General features: G+C 62.9%; 15 protein-coding genes. 10 read left to right on the top strand and 5 right to left on the bottom strand.

The genetic code is table 11. The annotated features are described in order from the left end of the window. Positions 1–138: 138 nt before the first annotated feature. A complete protein-coding gene (infC, locus tag IB265_RS00940) occupies positions 139–675 on the bottom strand; it encodes a translation initiation factor IF-3 (protein WP_057247869.1) in 537 nt (178 codons plus the stop codon). A gap of 219 nt (positions 676–894) precedes the next feature. Between infC and IB265_RS00935 the strand changes: the two genes are divergently transcribed. After that, positions 895–1,695, top strand: coding sequence for a carboxylesterase (locus IB265_RS00935; protein WP_057247868.1), 801 nt, complete (start codon positions 895–897; stop codon positions 1,693–1,695). Positions 1,696–1,983: 288 nt separating this feature from the next. Then, positions 1,984–2,604 carry a transglutaminase-like cysteine peptidase gene (locus IB265_RS00930; RefSeq protein WP_057247867.1) on the top strand — a complete coding sequence of 207 codons (621 nt, stop codon included), beginning with the start codon at positions 1,984–1,986 and terminating at the stop codon, positions 2,602–2,604. 71 nt (positions 2,605–2,675) lie between these two features. Here the strand turns inward: IB265_RS00930 and mbfA are convergent, their stop codons facing one another. Continuing rightward, a complete protein-coding gene (gene mbfA, locus IB265_RS00925; protein WP_057247866.1) occupies positions 2,676–3,659 on the bottom strand; it encodes an iron exporter MbfA in 984 nt (327 codons plus the stop codon). A gap of 163 nt (positions 3,660–3,822) precedes the next feature. Between mbfA and IB265_RS00920 the strand changes: the two genes are divergently transcribed. After that, complete coding sequence (locus IB265_RS00920) at positions 3,823–4,653, top strand: lipo-like protein (RefSeq protein WP_057247865.1); 831 nt, start codon at positions 3,823–3,825, stop codon at positions 4,651–4,653. Here the strand turns inward: IB265_RS00920 and IB265_RS00915 are convergent. Both IB265_RS00915 and efp read right to left on the bottom strand, forming a co-directional pair. Next, the gene (locus tag IB265_RS00915; RefSeq protein WP_057247864.1) at positions 4,643–5,884 is read right to left on the bottom strand and encodes a cyclopropane-fatty-acyl-phospholipid synthase family protein; all 1,242 of its coding nucleotides are present in this window, start codon (positions 5,882–5,884) and stop codon (positions 4,643–4,645) included. The two genes, IB265_RS00920 and IB265_RS00915, sit on opposite strands and share 11 nt — an antisense overlap. 165 nt (positions 5,885–6,049) lie before the next feature. Next, positions 6,050–6,619: an elongation factor P gene (gene efp / locus IB265_RS00910; protein ID WP_057247863.1), complete on the bottom strand. Its 570-nt coding sequence runs from the start codon at positions 6,617–6,619 to the stop codon at positions 6,050–6,052. 160 nt (positions 6,620–6,779) lie between these two features. On the opposite strand from efp, the gene epmA reads away from it, so the two are divergent. The 6 genes from epmA (at position 6,780) to IB265_RS00880 (ending at position 12,815) form a co-directional block, all read left to right on the top strand. Continuing rightward, entirely contained in the window at positions 6,780–7,832 is a 1,053-nt protein-coding gene (gene epmA / locus IB265_RS00905; protein WP_057247862.1) for an EF-P lysine aminoacylase EpmA, read from the top strand. Further along, positions 7,829–8,881: a lysine-2,3-aminomutase-like protein gene (locus IB265_RS00900; RefSeq protein WP_057247861.1), complete on the top strand. Its 1,053-nt coding sequence runs from the start codon at positions 7,829–7,831 to the stop codon at positions 8,879–8,881. The genes epmA and IB265_RS00900 overlap by 4 nt, the downstream gene beginning before the upstream one ends. 168 nt (positions 8,882–9,049) lie before the next feature. Continuing rightward, complete coding sequence (locus IB265_RS00895; RefSeq protein WP_057247860.1) at positions 9,050–9,481, top strand: carboxymuconolactone decarboxylase family protein; 432 nt, start codon at positions 9,050–9,052, stop codon at positions 9,479–9,481. A 1-nt stretch (position 9,482) separates the two neighbouring features. Further along, positions 9,483–10,376 (top strand): RNA polymerase sigma factor SigJ, encoded by an 894-nt coding sequence (sigJ, locus tag IB265_RS00890; RefSeq protein ID WP_192494607.1) that lies wholly within the window; start codon positions 9,483–9,485, stop codon positions 10,374–10,376. 88 nt (positions 10,377–10,464) lie between these two features. Beyond that, positions 10,465–11,892, top strand: coding sequence for an MFS transporter (locus IB265_RS00885; protein WP_082615691.1), 1,428 nt, complete (start codon positions 10,465–10,467; stop codon positions 11,890–11,892). Between the two features lie 98 nt (positions 11,893–11,990). Beyond that, positions 11,991–12,815 (top strand): class I SAM-dependent methyltransferase, encoded by an 825-nt coding sequence (locus IB265_RS00880; protein ID WP_057248233.1) that lies wholly within the window; start codon positions 11,991–11,993, stop codon positions 12,813–12,815. A 52-nt stretch (positions 12,816–12,867) separates the two neighbouring features. Here the strand turns inward: IB265_RS00880 and IB265_RS00875 are convergent, their stop codons facing one another. Continuing rightward, positions 12,868–13,530 (bottom strand): OmpA family protein, encoded by a 663-nt coding sequence (locus IB265_RS00875; RefSeq protein ID WP_057247858.1) that lies wholly within the window; start codon positions 13,528–13,530, stop codon positions 12,868–12,870. Positions 13,531–13,773: 243 nt separating this feature from the next. Here IB265_RS00875 and IB265_RS00870 point away from each other — a divergent pair, with 243 nt between their 5' ends. Next, a complete protein-coding gene (locus IB265_RS00870) occupies positions 13,774–14,412 on the top strand; it encodes an exopolysaccharide biosynthesis protein (RefSeq protein ID WP_057247857.1) in 639 nt (212 codons plus the stop codon). The last annotated feature ends 50 nt before the right edge of the window (positions 14,413–14,462 follow it).

The raw sequence follows: 14,462 nt of genomic DNA, 5'->3' as shown, positions 1-14,462 counted from the left end.
ATACACCTCTAGCACGTTCGTCAGCGCATGCTCCAGGCGGGAGCGCGATCTGCGGCGGCCGCCGCCAGCCTCGAAGAAAAAAGCCGCCCGGAAGGCGGCTTTCATCAATTTGGTCTTACGACTGACGGCAGCGGCGGCTTAGCGCGGCGCCAGAACCATCATCATCTGGCGGCCTTCGAGCTTCGGCTCGGCCTCCACCTTGGCGATCGCCTGGGTATCATCCTTGACCTGGAGCAGAAGCTTCATGCCCAGTTCCTGGTGGGCCATTTCGCGGCCGCGGAACTTCAGCGTGACCTTGACCTTGTCGCCGTCCTCGAAGAACCGGTTCATCGCCTTCATCTTCACGTCATAGTCATGCGTGTCGATGTTCGGGCGCATCTTGATTTCTTTGATTTCGACGATCTTCTGCTTCTTGCGCGCTTCGGCCGCCTTCTTCTGGTTGGCGTATTTCAGCTTGCCAAGATCCAGAATCTTGCACACCGGCGGTTCGGAGTTCGGTGCGATCTCTACCAGATCAAGACCTGCTTCTTCCGCCATGCGGAGCGCCTGGTCGATCGGGACGGCACCGATATTCTGGCCTTCGGCATCGATAAGCTGAACCCGGGGCACCCGGATTTCCTTGTTTGAGCGCGGTCCCTCCTTGACGGGGGCGTCCGTTTTGAACGGTCTGCGAATGGTCGTACTCTCCTCGAGCTATTTCCGAAATGTTGTTTAATTCGTTCGCCGGCGCGATCACAAACGAAGCGCCTGAATCTGTCACCGACGGCAATGTGTGAATTGCGGCGCGAGAGTCAATAGCACGGCTTTCAAGGAAAATCACCACCTGTCGATACCAAGGCGAATCTGTTTTAGAAAGAAAATCGCCAGTTAAACGGGCTTTTGGAGATTACGGGCATGCACAATACGCCAGCCGAGACGGAAATCAGCTTCATCGAGGTCGGCACGGATGCGGCTCAGCGCAGGATCGCGATGCGCGTGCGCCACCCGGAGAAGCCATCGGGACAGCCGACGCTCGTCTGGCTCGGCGGCTACCGTTCGGACATGACCGGCACCAAGGCGGTCGAGGTCGAGCGCTATGCCATGGAACGGGGCGCGGCCTGCGTGCGCTTCGACTATTCCGGCCACGGCGCCTCCGGCGGCGCCTTCACTGATGGCACGATCTCGCGCTGGCTCGAGGAGAGCCTTGCGGTCATTGATCGGGCGGCGCCGGGCCGCGTCGTGCTGATCGGCTCGTCGATGGGCTGCTGGATTGCGCTGCGGGTCATCCAGGAGCTCAGGCAGCGTGGCGACGGAAACCGTGTCGCCGGCCTGGTGCTGATTGCGCCGGCGCCGGATTTCACCGCCGAACTGATCGAACCCAACCTGACCGAAGCGGAGAGGGCCTCGCTTGCCGAACGCGGCTTTTTCGAGGAACCCTCCGAGTACAGCCCGGAGCCGAACATCTTCACCCGCGCCCTCATCGAAGACGGGCGCGTGAACCGGGTGCTTGAGGGCACGATCACCACCGGCTGTCCGGTGCACATTCTGCAAGGCATGCGCGACCCCGACGTTCCCTATACCCATGCGCTGCGGCTGATGGAGCACCTGCCCTCCGACGATGTCGTCATGACACTCATCCGCGATGGCGACCATCGCCTTTCGCGTGAAGAAGACATCGCTAAAATGAAGCAGGCCATCGGCACGATGCTCGCCTGAGCCCGGGCGGGAGAACGCCCCGCCCCTTCCGCCGCAAATTGCCCCAAAACCGCGCTGCCCCGTGGACCGCCCACGATGCAAGGGTTTTCGTGCGCGTGGTCTCGCTTTTAACCATAAAATCCGATGTCCCGATTCCGGCGATTGACTCTGCCGCGCCGACGCTATTAACTCTTTATTAACGATTAGAGCAGCGACGGGGACGAACCTAAAGAAGCTGCCTTCAACTCAGGATTGCGCGAATACGTCCGGACAGGAAGAGCCCGGCATACCGCGTTGCAGGGGACTTGTATGGCGTCTTGGACTGGAGTTAAGGGAAGTATCGCGGCGTTCTGCGCACTTTTCATTTCAGCAAACACGGCAATTCCTGCACAGGCAGGTTCTTCTCCATGGATGCAGACCGGCTCGGCGACATCGCAGCCGATCGGCCACTACGAATTCTGCCAGAAGTACAAGAGCGAATGCAATGTGCGCTCCAAGGGAACGGTTGCTCCGCGCGTGACCGAACGCGGCTGGGCCGCCATCCGGCAGGTGAATGCTGCGGTCAATCGCGAGATCACGCCGGTCACCGACCTGGAACTGCACGGCAGGGACGAAGTCTGGTCCTATCCGGACAACGCCGGCGACTGCGAGGACTTCGTGCTTGAGAAGCGCAAGCGCCTGATGAGCAAGGGCTTCCCGGCGAGCGATCTCCTGATCACCGTCGTTCGCAAGCCCGATGGCGAAGGCCATGCGGTGTTGACCGTGCGCACGGCGCAGGGCGACTTCATTCTCGACAATCTCGAAAACGGCGTAAGGCTCTGGACCAACACGCCCTACCGCTACCTGAAGCGCCAGGCCTCGAACCACAGCGGCCGTTGGGTCACCATCCAGAACGGCGCCGAAGTCGTCGTCGGCTCGGTCGGCAACTGATCCAAAGCAAAGTAAAGAGTTTCAAAAAGGGCCGGTCAGACCGGCCCTTTTTCGTATTTGCCGCTCACCCGTCACGCGTTGCCGATCAGGATGCCGGCCGCGAGCACCAGGCCACCGCCGAGCACCACCTGGAATGCCGCCCGCAGGAACGGTGTTTCCATATAGCGGTTCTGGATGAAGGCGATCGCCCAGAGTTCGAAGAAGACGATCACCGCCGCCGTGGCGGTCGCCGTCCAGAAATGCGGGATCAGATAGGGGAGCGCGTGGCCGAGGCCGCCGAGTGCGGTCATGATGCCGGAGGCAAGGCCGCGCTTGATCGGCGAACCGCGGCCGGAGAGCTTGCCGTCATCGTGGGCCGCCTCGGTGAAGCCCATGGAGATGCCGGCGCCGACGGAGGCCGAGAGACCGACGAGGAAGGTCTGCCAGGTATCCTGGGTCGCGAAGGCGGCGGCAAAGATCGGCGCCAGCGTCGAAACCGAACCATCCATCAGGCCGGCAAGGCCGGGCTGTACGTAAGTGAGGATGAACTGGCGGCGCGACGTCTGGTCCTCTTCGGCGCGCACGTCCTCGGGCGTGTGCTCTTCGCCAAGCCGCCGGGCGAGCGATTCATGCGATTTTTCCGCGATCGCGAGATCGCCGAGCAGCTTGCGGGTGGCGGCATCCTGGGTTCTCGCCGCGGCCTCGACATAGAAACGGTGCGCCGCTTCCTCCATCGCTTCGGCTTCCTCGCGCGCCTTTTCGATCGGCATTTCGGCAATCAGCCAGTCGGGCTTGCGCTCGGGGAAGTCGCGCACGTGTTCGCGCCGGACAAGGGGAATGCGGCTGCCGAAGCGCTGGACGTGCAGATCGATCAACCACTGCCTGTGGTGGCTTTCTTCCTCCGCCATCTCCTCAAACACTTTTGCCGAATGGGGATATTGCTGCCGGAGCGCATCGGCATAGGCGAGATAGATGCGTCCGTCGTCCTCTTCGGACGAGATCGCGAGCGCCAGGATTTCCTGCTCGCTTAAGGAAAGAAAGGGACGTTTGGAACGGGAGAAGAGGCGCGAAAACATTGGGAGAAAACCTTCTTTAGAATAATTCTAAAAATAGAAAACCGAGACGGCACCGTCAAGGCCAAAGCCATGCAATCATGCGACAATCTCTCGACAGAGTGTTGCGGCTGAGCCACGATGAAGGCTCTCGCGAATTCCCTTCATTTCCGGAGCGATCGCCTCGATGAGGACCATCTATCCGCTTTCCGAAAGCAAGGACACGTTACTGGATCGGCTTGGAGCCAGGCTTGCCGCGCGGCTGCAAGCGCAGACATCCGGCTACGAGCCCTACACCCCTTCCGATCAGGAAACCCTGGCGCGCACGCTGCGCCCGGGCGACGTTCTCCTGATCGAGGGCAACCAGAGGGTTTCGGCGGCGATCAAGTATCTGACGCAATCGACCTGGTCACACGCCGCGTTCTTTGCCGGCGACCAGATGCCGTTGACGCTCGACCAGGCAACGCTGCCGGTCATCGAGCGGCCACAACTCATCGAGGTCAATATCGGCGAGGGTTGTGTTGCGGTGCCGCTGAAGAAATACGCGTCGTTCAACACGCGCATCTGCCGGCCGATCGCGCTGACGCCGGATGATCGCACGGCGCTCGTCGGCTTCATGATCTCGCGGCTCGGGATGAAGTATGACCTGAAGAACATCCTCGACATGCTGCGCTACTTCATGCCGACCCCGCCGGTGCCGGTGCGCTGGCGGCGGCGCCTGCTTGCCTTCGGCTCCGGCGATCCGACGCGGGCGATCTGCTCGACGCTGATTGCTGCCGCCTTCGAGCAGATCCGCTATCCGATCCTGCCGGAAGTCACACGCGCGCCCGGGCGGGCGGCGGCGACCTCGACCTATTCGCGCGAGGAGATCCTGCACATCCGGCACCACTCGCTCTATACGCCCAGGGATTTCGACCTCTCGCCCTTCTTCGCGATCGTCAAGCCGACGCTCGAATTCGGCTTCGACTACAAGCGGCTGCGCTGGAACGGCGACGGCGATCACCCGTTCAAAGGTTGAGGGCGAGCGCCTGTTCGCGGGCCATGAAATCGCGCTGACGATCGGTGATGTAATCGCGCACGATCGGCGCCGCATCGCGCGAGCGCGAGAGCTGCATGTGAAAGACGAGCTGGCTGCCGGTGCGGAACATCATCTCGGCGCTGATCAGATAGAACTCCCACATGCGGGCGAAGCGCTCGTCATAAAGCCCGATCACCTTGTCGCGGTTGGCCTCGAAGCGCGCGCCCCAATGGGCGAGCGTCGTGGCGTAGTGCACCCGCAAGAATTCGAGATCCGTGACCCAAAGACTGTTGCGCTCGACCACCTCGAAGACCTCCGAGAGCGCCGGCGAATAGGCGCCCGGGAAGATGTATTTCCGAAGCCAGGAGCTCGCCATGCCGGGGGGGCTCATGTGACCGATCGAATGCAGCACCGCGAGGCCGTCATCCGGCATCAGCGCATTCAGCTTCTTGAAGAACTCGTCATAGTGATGCACGCCGACATGTTCGAACATGCCGACCGAAACGATGCGGTCGAAGGGCCCCTGGACATCGCGGTAATCCTTAAGCTCGAAACGCACCCGGTCCCCTAGACCTGCCTTCCGCGCCCGTTCGGTGGCAAGCGCCTGCTGCTCCTTGGAAAGCGTCACGCCGAGCACCTGCACATCCGCGAGCTCGGCAAGGTACATCGCGAGATCGCCCCAGCCGCAGCCGATATCCAGCACCTTCATGCCGGGTTCCAGGCAGAGCTTGGAGGCGAGCAGCCTCAGCTTGTTGCGCTGGGCCTTTTCGAGCGTCTCGTTGGGCTCGCGGAAATAGGCGCAGGAGTAGAGCATGTTCTCGTCGAGGAACAGCTTGTAGAATTCGTTGCCGAGATCGTAGTGATGCGCGACGTTCTGCTGCGCCTTGCCCTTGGGATTGGCCTGCTGCCGCTTGCGGAACCGCATCTTCACCGCCCGCAGAAGTTTCTGGATCGGATAGGACCCGAGCGACAGCCGATTGATCGAGAAAAGCGTCAGGAAGTCCCTGAGCGTCGAGCCCTCCTCGAAGCGCATGGTGCCGTCCATATAGGCTTCGCCGGCGGCGAGTTCAGCGTTGAAGACGAGGCTGCGGTAGAGCTTCTTGTCCGTGAGCCGCATCGTCACCTCCGGTCCGGGCGTGCCGGAAAAGACGTGGCGCTTGCCGTCGGCGTCGATCACCGTCAGGCGACCCTTGCGAATGAACGACTTCATCATATGCGACAATGGGAACATGCAGGCCCTCTTGAGACAACTGTCGTATCAGCGCCGGCATCCTAGCACCCGTTTTTCGAAATGCTCCCCTTAAATTTCTGGTTGCTCATCAAGCTCTTCCCGGAACGAAAACGGGGACGGCAGCCTTCGCCACCGTCCCCGTTCAACTGTTATTCGGCGTTAGCCTCAGTCCTTGGCGCGCTCGACGTAGGAACCGTCTTCCGTCGCGATGACGACGCGGGTGCCGGCCTGGATGTGCGGCGGAACCAGCGTGCGGACGCCGTTCGAGAGAACCGCCGGCTTGTAGGACGACGATGCCGTCTGGCCCTTGACGACCGGCTCGGTCTCGGTGATTTCGAGCGTCACGTGACGCGGCAGGTCGATGGCGATCGCCAGACCTTCGTGCACCGAAAGAATGCAGGCCATGCCTTCCTGCAGGTAGGCCTTGAGGTCGCCGATGTCGTCGGTGCTCATGACCAGCTGGTCATAGCTTTCCGGGTTCATGAAGTGGAAGCCTTCGGCATCTTCATAGAGGAAGGTGTGCTCGCGGTCTTCGACGAAGGCGCGCTCGACCTGTTCGGTCGTGCGGTAGCGCTCGGAGACCTTCACGCCGTCGGAAATGCGGCGCATGTCGACCTGGGTCACCGGCGTGCCCTTGCCCGGGTGGAAGTTCTGGGCGGTAAGCACGACATAGAGCTTGCCGTCGACGTCGAGAACGTTGCCCTTACGGACAGATGAAGCGATGACCTTGACCATTAGTCTTCCTTGTAACAGAGGTATGCGCGACACCGCGGGCCGGAAACACTGGCCCTGAAGGACGCGGAAAGAAGGATTTCGCGCCGCAACTACCCTAATTTCGTGCAAATAGCCAGCCTGAGCCGCTGTCTGCGCGAAGAAAGCCTGGACTGAACCGATCATGTCGCATGCCTCACCCTGGTGGACACCCGATGTCCATGCCGACCGGCGCCCGTTTCTTCTCGGCCGCAACCGGATCCAATCGGCCCTGCGCCGGTTCTTCGAGACACGCGATTTCATCGAGGTGGACACGGCGACGCTGCAGGTCTCGCCCGGCAACGAGGCGCATCTGCACGCCTTCGCGACGGAGGCTCTCCATCACGACGGATCGAGCCATCCACTCTATCTGCACACCTCGCCGGAATTTGCCTGCAAGAAGCTGCTTTCCGCCGGCGAACGGCGCATCGCCTGTTTCGCCCATGTCTACCGCAACCGCGAGCGTGGACCGCTGCATCACCCTGAATTCACCATGCTCGAATGGTACCGCGCCGGCGAAAGCTACGAGGCGCTGATGCGCGACTGCGCCGAGATCCTCGCTCTTGCGGCAGAGACCACCGGGGCCAAACAATTCACCTTCCAGGGACACATCTGCGACCCCTTCGCCAAGCCCGAGCGGCTGAGCGTCGCGGACGCCTTCGAGCGCTTTGCCGGCATCGACCTGCTGACCTCGGTCGCCGCCGACGGCGAGACCGACCGCGAGCGCCTCGCCGCAGCTATGACCGCAGCCGGACTTCGGGTCGCCTCCGACGACACCTGGGCCGATCTCTTCAGCCGCGTGCTCGTGGAAAAGGTCGAGCCGCATCTCGGCTTCGGCCGTGCGACGATCCTCGACGAATACCCGACTGCCGAAGCGGCGCTGGCGCGACCGGCCGCGCGCGACCGGCGCGTCGCCGAGCGCTTCGAGCTCTATGCCTGCGGCGTCGAGCTCGCCAATGCCTTCGGCGAGTTGACGGATGCCGCCGAACAACGCCGGCGCTTCGAGATGGAAATGGCGGAAAAGGCGCGTGTCTACGGCGAGACCTACCCGCTCGACGAGGATTTCCTGGCAGCACTCGCGATCATGCCCGAAGCGAGCGGCATTGCGCTTGGCTTCGACCGGCTGGTGATGCTTGCAACCGGTGCGTCGCGTATCGACCAGGTGCTCTGGGCACCGGTGGCGGAGACGCAGCCGTGAACGTACATCGCCCGATCAAGACTGCGCGAGAGCTCGTTGAGGCAGGTCTCGTCGACCGCAGCAATGAGGCCGCGGTTGCCGCCGTCGCCGAGCGTTATGCGGTTGCGATCAGCCCTGTCATTGCCGGCCTCATCGATCCCACCGATCCCGCCGATCCGATCGCCCGGCAGTTCGTGCCCGATGCCGCCGAGCTGACGCTGCTTCCCGAAGAGCGCGAAGACCCGATCGGCGACAAGCCGCACAGTCCCGTTGCCGGCATCGTCCATCGCTATCCGGATCGGGTGCTCTTGAAGGCCGTGCATGTCTGCCCGGTCTATTGCCGCTTCTGCTTCCGCCGCGAGATGGTCGGGCCGCAGGGGCTCGGCACGCTGACACCCGCCGAACTCGATGCGGCGATCGCCTACATCGCCGAACACGAGGAAATCTGGGAGGTGATCCTCACCGGCGGCGATCCCCTGGTGCTGTCGCCGCGGCGGCTCACCGAGCTCATGGAACGGCTGAAACCGATCCCGCATGTGAAGATCGTCCGCTTCCACACCCGCGTACCGGTGGTCGAGCCGTCGCGCATCGACGCCGAATTGATCGCTGCACTGAAGGCTAACGGCAAGGCGACCTATGTGGCTCTGCACGCCAACCACCCGCGCGAGCTGACTGAAGAGGCGCGCGCCGCCTCGGCACGACTGATCGATGCCGGCATCGTCATGGTCAGCCAGTCGGTGCTCTTGAGGGGCGTCAACGACGACGCGGATGTGCTGGCTAGCCTGATGCGCGCCTTCGTCGAGACACGGATCAAGCCCTATTATCTTCATCACCCGGATCTGGCCCCTGGCACCAGCCATTTCCGTCTGTCGATCGAGGAAGGCCAGGCGCTGGTCGCAGCCCTGCGCGGCCGGGTCTCCGGCCTTTGCCAGCCGACCTACATCCTCGACATTCCAGGTGGTCACGGCAAGGCGGTCATCAGCGCCGCGACGATCGCGGCCGATGGCGGCGGCTGCTACACGGTCACCGATTTTCGCGGCGGCGAGCACAGCTACCCGCCGAAAGCCTGATACGCCGCGAGAAATCGCGTCTCGCCAACACATTGAAATTTCATCTAAATATTGCGGACCTGTATTTTTCTTGGCGATTTTCGAGAAAAATCGTAGAGCCGCGTCACAGGCTTTCGACGTCAATCGTCACATGGTCATAGGCAACACAACAACGATGGAGTTGAGACCATGACCGATACGAAAGCCGTCCGCTACGAACAGGAAATCCCGGATGTGCTCGGCGCGCTCGCCGATGTGCACAAGACCATGGACCTGCACGGGCTCGACCGGACGATCCACAATCTCGTGCAGCTGCGCGCCTCGCAGATCAACCGCTGCGGCTTCTGCGTGAAGATGCACACCAAGGAATCCCGCGCCGAGGGCGAGAGCAACGAACGGCTCGACCGAATCATCGTCTGGGACCAGGTGAATGATTTCACACCGCGCGAGAAGGCAGCGCTTGCCTGGACCGAAGCGCTGACCGAACTCGAACCGCGCACCGACTTCGCACCGCTCCGCGCCGAGCTGCGCCAGCACTTCAGCGAGAAGGAGATCAGCGTCATCACCTCGACGGTGGCGATGATCAACCTTTGGAACCGCATCCAGATTTCGAGGCACTGACATGAATGACAGGCAGCACATGCAGATCTTCGAGGAGGCGCGCCCGCGCCTCCTCGGCCTTGCCTACCGCATCCTCGGCTCGCGCGCCGATGCAGAAGACGCGGTGCAAGACACGTTCCTGAAATGGCAGGAGGTCGACAGGGCATCGATCGAAACGCCGGCGGCTTGGCTGACGACCGCCTGCACGCGCCGCTGCCTGGATCTGCTGAAGGCCGCGCACCGCAAACGCGTCGACTATGTCGGCGCGTGGCTGCCCGAGCCGATCCACACGACAAGCGCCGACAATGCCGAGGAGAAGCTGGCGCTGACCTCCTCGCTCACCACCGCATTCCTTTTGATGCTCGAGCGGCTGACACCGAAGGAGCGCGCAGCGTATCTGCTGCACGAGATTTTCGGCCAGCCCTATGACGAGGTGGCGGAAACCCTGGACATGCAGGAGACGGCCGCCCGCAAGCTGGTATCGCGCGCCAAGACGAATATCGGCCTGGAGAAAACCCGGCACCAGACCCCGCGCGAGCGCCAGGATGAGCTGCTATCCGCGTTCCACCAGGCAATCCACGGCGGCAACGTCGCCGGACTTACGACGCTGCTTTCGGCCGACGTGAAGCTGACGGCCGACGGCGGCGGCAAGGTGGCGACCGTGCTTGGCGTGCTCTCCGGCAAGGAGACCGTGCTCGCCTTCATCATCGATCGGCTTACCGAATACTGGGCGCATTACGTCTGGGAAATCGGCGACATCAATGGCGGTCGCGGCATCGTGCTTCGGGACGAGGCGAAAAACGAGATCGCCGCGACGGTCGCCTTCGGCTATGACCGTGACGGAAACGTCAACGACATCTTCATCATGCGCAACCCGGACAAGCTCACGCATTTTGGCGAGGCTGCGCTCCACTGACATAGCGGCACCGCCGAGCGAACGCGATCTTCCGATACCGGATGAGCCGGTGCGCGTTCGCTTGCGATGTCCTGCGTGAGGTACTGACATGCTTGAAAAAACTCCCGCTCCCCCACAGGAAGCCGGCTGGCGCGCGCTGCTGACGGGCGAAAACGCCGTGCATTCGCTGGTGCTCAGCGGCGGCGTCGCGCTGCATGCGCTCAACATCTACGTGGTGACGACGATCATGCCGTCGATCGTGCGCGAGATCGGCGGGCTCGAATATTATGCCTGGAGCACCACCGTCTTCGTCGCGACTTCGATCCTCGGCGCCGCATTGTCGGCGCGGCTGCTCGGCGCCGTCGGCGCCGGCGGCGCCTATGCGATCGGCGCGCTCGTCTTCGGCCTGGGGACGCTCTTCTGCGCCACAGCCCCTTCGATGGCGATGCTGCTTGCCGGCCGCGCGATCCAGGGCTTCGGCGGCGGCCTGCTCTATGCGCTCGCCTACGGCGTGATCCGGCAGGTCTTCCGGCCCGAACTCTGGACCCGCGCCATCGGGCTGATTTCGGCAACCTGGGGAACGGCGACCTTGATCGGGCCCGCGATCGGCGGCATGTTTGCCGAGTTCTCCACCTGGCGCGTTGCCTTCTGGTCTCTCCTGCCGCTGACGGCGCTGCTTGCCGCACTCGCCTTCTCGACGCTGCCGCGCAAGGCCACCGGCGAAGAGGAGCGCACGCCGCTCCCTCTGCTGCAACTCCTGCTCCTCGTCGGCATCGTGCTTGCGCTTTCGGTCGCGAGCACGCGCACGATGGCCTCGGAGCAGATCGGCTGCGTCGGCGTTGCGATCCTCCTGTTCCTGAGCCTTCTATTCGTCGAACGTCGAGTGACGGGCAAGCTTCTGCCCTCCGGCAGCTTCACACTCACCTCCCCGCTGGCCGCCCTTTATGCTACGATCACCCTGCTGATGGTCGGCCTGCAGCCGGAGATCTATGTGCCGTACCTGCTGCAAGAATTGCATGGGCTATCGCCACTGGTGGCCGGCTATATCGCTGCGCTGATGTCGATCGGCTGGACGGCGGGATCGATGACAAGTGCTCATTGGCACGGAGAACGGGCGAAACAGACAATCTTTGCCGGTCCGGCCTTCGGTTTTATCGGCCTGGCCCTGATCGCCCTGTTCATGCCGATGGCAGGCGCAGAGTTCCTGGTGATCGCCGCGCCGCTCTGCGTCGGCATCATCGCGGTCGGCTTCGGCATGGGCTTTGCCTGGCCGCATATCGTTACCGCCGTCTACGAATTCGCGCCGGAGGGCGAAGCGGAGAAGGCATCGAGCTCGATCACCACTGTCCAGCTCTTTGCCGCTGCACTCGGCGCAGCGCTTGCCGGACTGACTGCCAACCTCGCCGGGATCGAGGCGTCGTCGGAGGGTGGCGTGGCGCTCGCGACGACCTGGCTTTTCGGTCTGTTCGCGCTGCTGCCCGTGCTGGCAGTGCTGACCGCCAGGCGCGTACGGCGCGCGAGACGCACGGTGGCGTGAGCCTATCGGGCAATGCGGCCCGCCGAAACGACGGCGGGTCGCAACGAAAAGACTGCGGCGTCCCGACTCATTCGATGGAGCGCGGTCAGGAGGAAACGATGGAAGCCGAGGGCATCGGCCTTCATGGCGTGCGCGAAACGCTGCTGATCACGCTTCGAGCGAAGGCTGCGGAGAGCGCACTACCCGATTCTCTTCTGCACGATCGCTTTGCTGCCGAGCTGTTGCGGCGCCTCGACGGCAAGGCGAAAGCGCCTGATGTCGGTCACGACATGACGATCGGCATCGCGATGCGCGCCTATCTGCTCGACCGATGGACCAGGGCTTTCATCGCGAGCCATCCGGATGCGATCGTGCTCAACCTCGGCTGCGGCCTCGACACGCGGATCCTGCGGCTCGATCCGCCTTCCTCCGTCGCCTGGTTCGACGTCGACTTTCCGGATGTCATCGCCTTGCGGCAGCGCCTCTTTCCCGATCGCGTCGGCTGCACTGCAATCGCCTCCTCCATTACCGAGCGGGACTGGATCGACCGCATCCCCGACAATCGGCCGACGATCGTCGTCGCCGAAGGGGTGCTGCCCTATCTTCGCGATCAGGAAGTGCGGGACCTCCTGCGACGGGTCGTCACCTGCCTTGCCGGCGGCGAGATCGTCTTCGACGCCTACAGCCATCTCGGCATCGAACTGCTGCGCTTCAACCCGTCCTTGCGTGCAACAGGTGCTGAGCTTCGTTGGGGGATCGAGGACGCACGGTCGCTGGAGAGGGGCGTGCCCGGGCTGACACTGCTCGAAGACATTTACAACTACGATGCCGCGCAGATCGCGCGCATGTCACCGATGGCGCGGATCGCGATCCAGTTCTTCAGCGCGGTCCCGATGCTGCGCCGTATGGGGCGCCTGCTGCGCTACCGTTTCAAGCAGACATGAAAAAGGCCGCGCCTCGCGGCGCAGCCCCTTGCAAGCAATCGATGTCTGCCGATCAGGCCTTGATCGGCGCGATCGAGATTTCGACGCGGCGGTTCTGCGCGCGGCCGGACTCGGTCGCGTTGGAAGCGATCGGACGCTCCTTGCCGTAGCCCATGGCCGACATGCGGCGCTGGTCGACGCCCTGGCCTGCCAGGTAGTTGGCCACCGAGGCGGCACGGCGCTCGGAGAGGCCCTGGTTGTAGGAGGCGCTGCCGGTCGCATCGGTGTGACCGTCGACGTCGATCATCGTCTTGTTGAACTTGCGCAGCACGATCGCTACCGAGTTCAGCGTGTCGTAGAAGGCCGGGATCACCTGGTCGCGGTCGGTCGCAAAGGTGATGTTCGACGGCATGTTGAGGATGATGCGGTCGCCGGCGCGGGTGACCGAAACGCCGGTGCCCTGAAGCTGGGCGCGCAGTTCCGCTTCCTGGCTGTCCATGTAGTTGCCGATCAGGCCGCCGCCGAGGCCGCCGATTGCGGCGCCCACAAGCGCCGAGTCGCGCCGTCCGGCAGCACTGCCGCCAACGAGCAGACCGGTCGCTGCACCGAGGCCCGCGCCGATCAGCGCGCCGCCGGCGGTGTTCGACATCTTCTGCTCACCCGTATAGGGATCGGTGGTCGTGCATCCCGAAAGATAGATGGCCGCAACAGCCAGAATGGCGCATTTCTTGATCATGGAATCAGTTGTCCCCATTGGTGCTCAAAGGTGCTTCATACTAGCGATTGCGGCAGGAAGATGAAGAGGCGTCCCAATCACGCCATGGTTTACCGGCAAATGCCGGTTTGCTCGGACCGGGTGTGCCGGTCGGGCCACTATAACCGATCCTTCACATGCCCTTGATAGGACGGACATCTAGCGACCAGGATAAATGTGTGCGGCTTTCCGCCGCCGCTCATTGATAAAGACGAGGCAGATTTGATGGCAATCGAGTTCGGCGACACGCAACGCAGTCTCAGCGACACGCTCAACGGCATGATTGCCTCCATTCGCGGCGAGACGATCACGCTGCGCGAACTGATGACCGAGATCGGCGAACAGGGATTTCTGTTGCTCTGCGCCCTGCTGACGCTGCCGTTCCTGTTGCCGGTGTCGATCCCCGGCGTCAGCACCGTTTTCGGCGCCGCAATCATCCTGATCTCCGTATCGATCACCCTCAACCGCCTGCCCTGGGTGCCGCAACGCATTCTCGACCGCAAGATCGAGACAGAAAAGCTAGTTCCGACCCTGCAAAAGGGGGCGAGCATCGTCTCCAAGCTCGATCGCTACGTCCGCCCGCGCCTGGGTTTCCTGACGCAGGGCGCGGTGATGAACCGCTTCAACGGGCTGATGATCATGGCCGGCGGCGTGCTGTTGATGTTCCCGCTCGGGCTCATCCCTCTGTCGAACACACTGCCGGGAATCGCGATCCTGCTGCTCTCGCTCGGCATCATCCAGCGCGACGGGCTGATGGTCGCCGGCGGCTACCTATTCCTGATCGCAACGACTGTCTATTTCACCGTGCTTGCCTACATGGCCTTCGCCGCCGGTCAGGGACTGTCGTCTTTCTTCGTCTCCTGACGAAACTCGTTCCGTGACATTGGGTGAGCCCGGCTGACTGCCGGGCCATT

Origin of the sequence: Ensifer sp. ENS10, assembly GCF_014852025.1 — a bacterium.
Taxonomy (GTDB): Bacteria; Pseudomonadota; Alphaproteobacteria; order Rhizobiales; family Rhizobiaceae; genus Ensifer.
This window is presented reverse-complemented; position numbering and strand designations above follow the sequence as displayed.

Coding starts and splice junctions, on each gene's coding strand:
- IB265_RS00935 (WP_057247868.1), top strand. CDS start 895: ATGCACAATACGCCAGCCGAGACGGAAATCAGCTTCATCGAGGTCGGC.
- IB265_RS00930 (WP_057247867.1), top strand. CDS start 1,984: ATGGCGTCTTGGACTGGAGTTAAGGGAAGTATCGCGGCGTTCTGCGCA.
- mbfA (WP_057247866.1), bottom strand. CDS start 3,659: ATGTTTTCGCGCCTCTTCTCCCGTTCCAAACGTCCCTTTCTTTCCTTA.
- IB265_RS00920 (WP_057247865.1), top strand. CDS start 3,823: ATGAGGACCATCTATCCGCTTTCCGAAAGCAAGGACACGTTACTGGAT.
- IB265_RS00915 (WP_057247864.1), bottom strand. CDS start 5,884: ATGTTCCCATTGTCGCATATGATGAAGTCGTTCATTCGCAAGGGTCGC.
- efp (WP_057247863.1), bottom strand. CDS start 6,619: ATGGTCAAGGTCATCGCTTCATCTGTCCGTAAGGGCAACGTTCTCGAC.
- epmA (WP_057247862.1), top strand. CDS start 6,780: ATGTCGCATGCCTCACCCTGGTGGACACCCGATGTCCATGCCGACCGG.
- IB265_RS00895 (WP_057247860.1), top strand. CDS start 9,050: ATGACCGATACGAAAGCCGTCCGCTACGAACAGGAAATCCCGGATGTG.
- sigJ (WP_192494607.1), top strand. CDS start 9,483: ATGAATGACAGGCAGCACATGCAGATCTTCGAGGAGGCGCGCCCGCGC.
- IB265_RS00885 (WP_082615691.1), top strand. CDS start 10,465: ATGCTTGAAAAAACTCCCGCTCCCCCACAGGAAGCCGGCTGGCGCGCG.
- IB265_RS00880 (WP_057248233.1), top strand. CDS start 11,991: ATGGAAGCCGAGGGCATCGGCCTTCATGGCGTGCGCGAAACGCTGCTG.
- IB265_RS00875 (WP_057247858.1), bottom strand. CDS start 13,530: ATGATCAAGAAATGCGCCATTCTGGCTGTTGCGGCCATCTATCTTTCG.
- IB265_RS00870 (WP_057247857.1), top strand. CDS start 13,774: ATGGCAATCGAGTTCGGCGACACGCAACGCAGTCTCAGCGACACGCTC.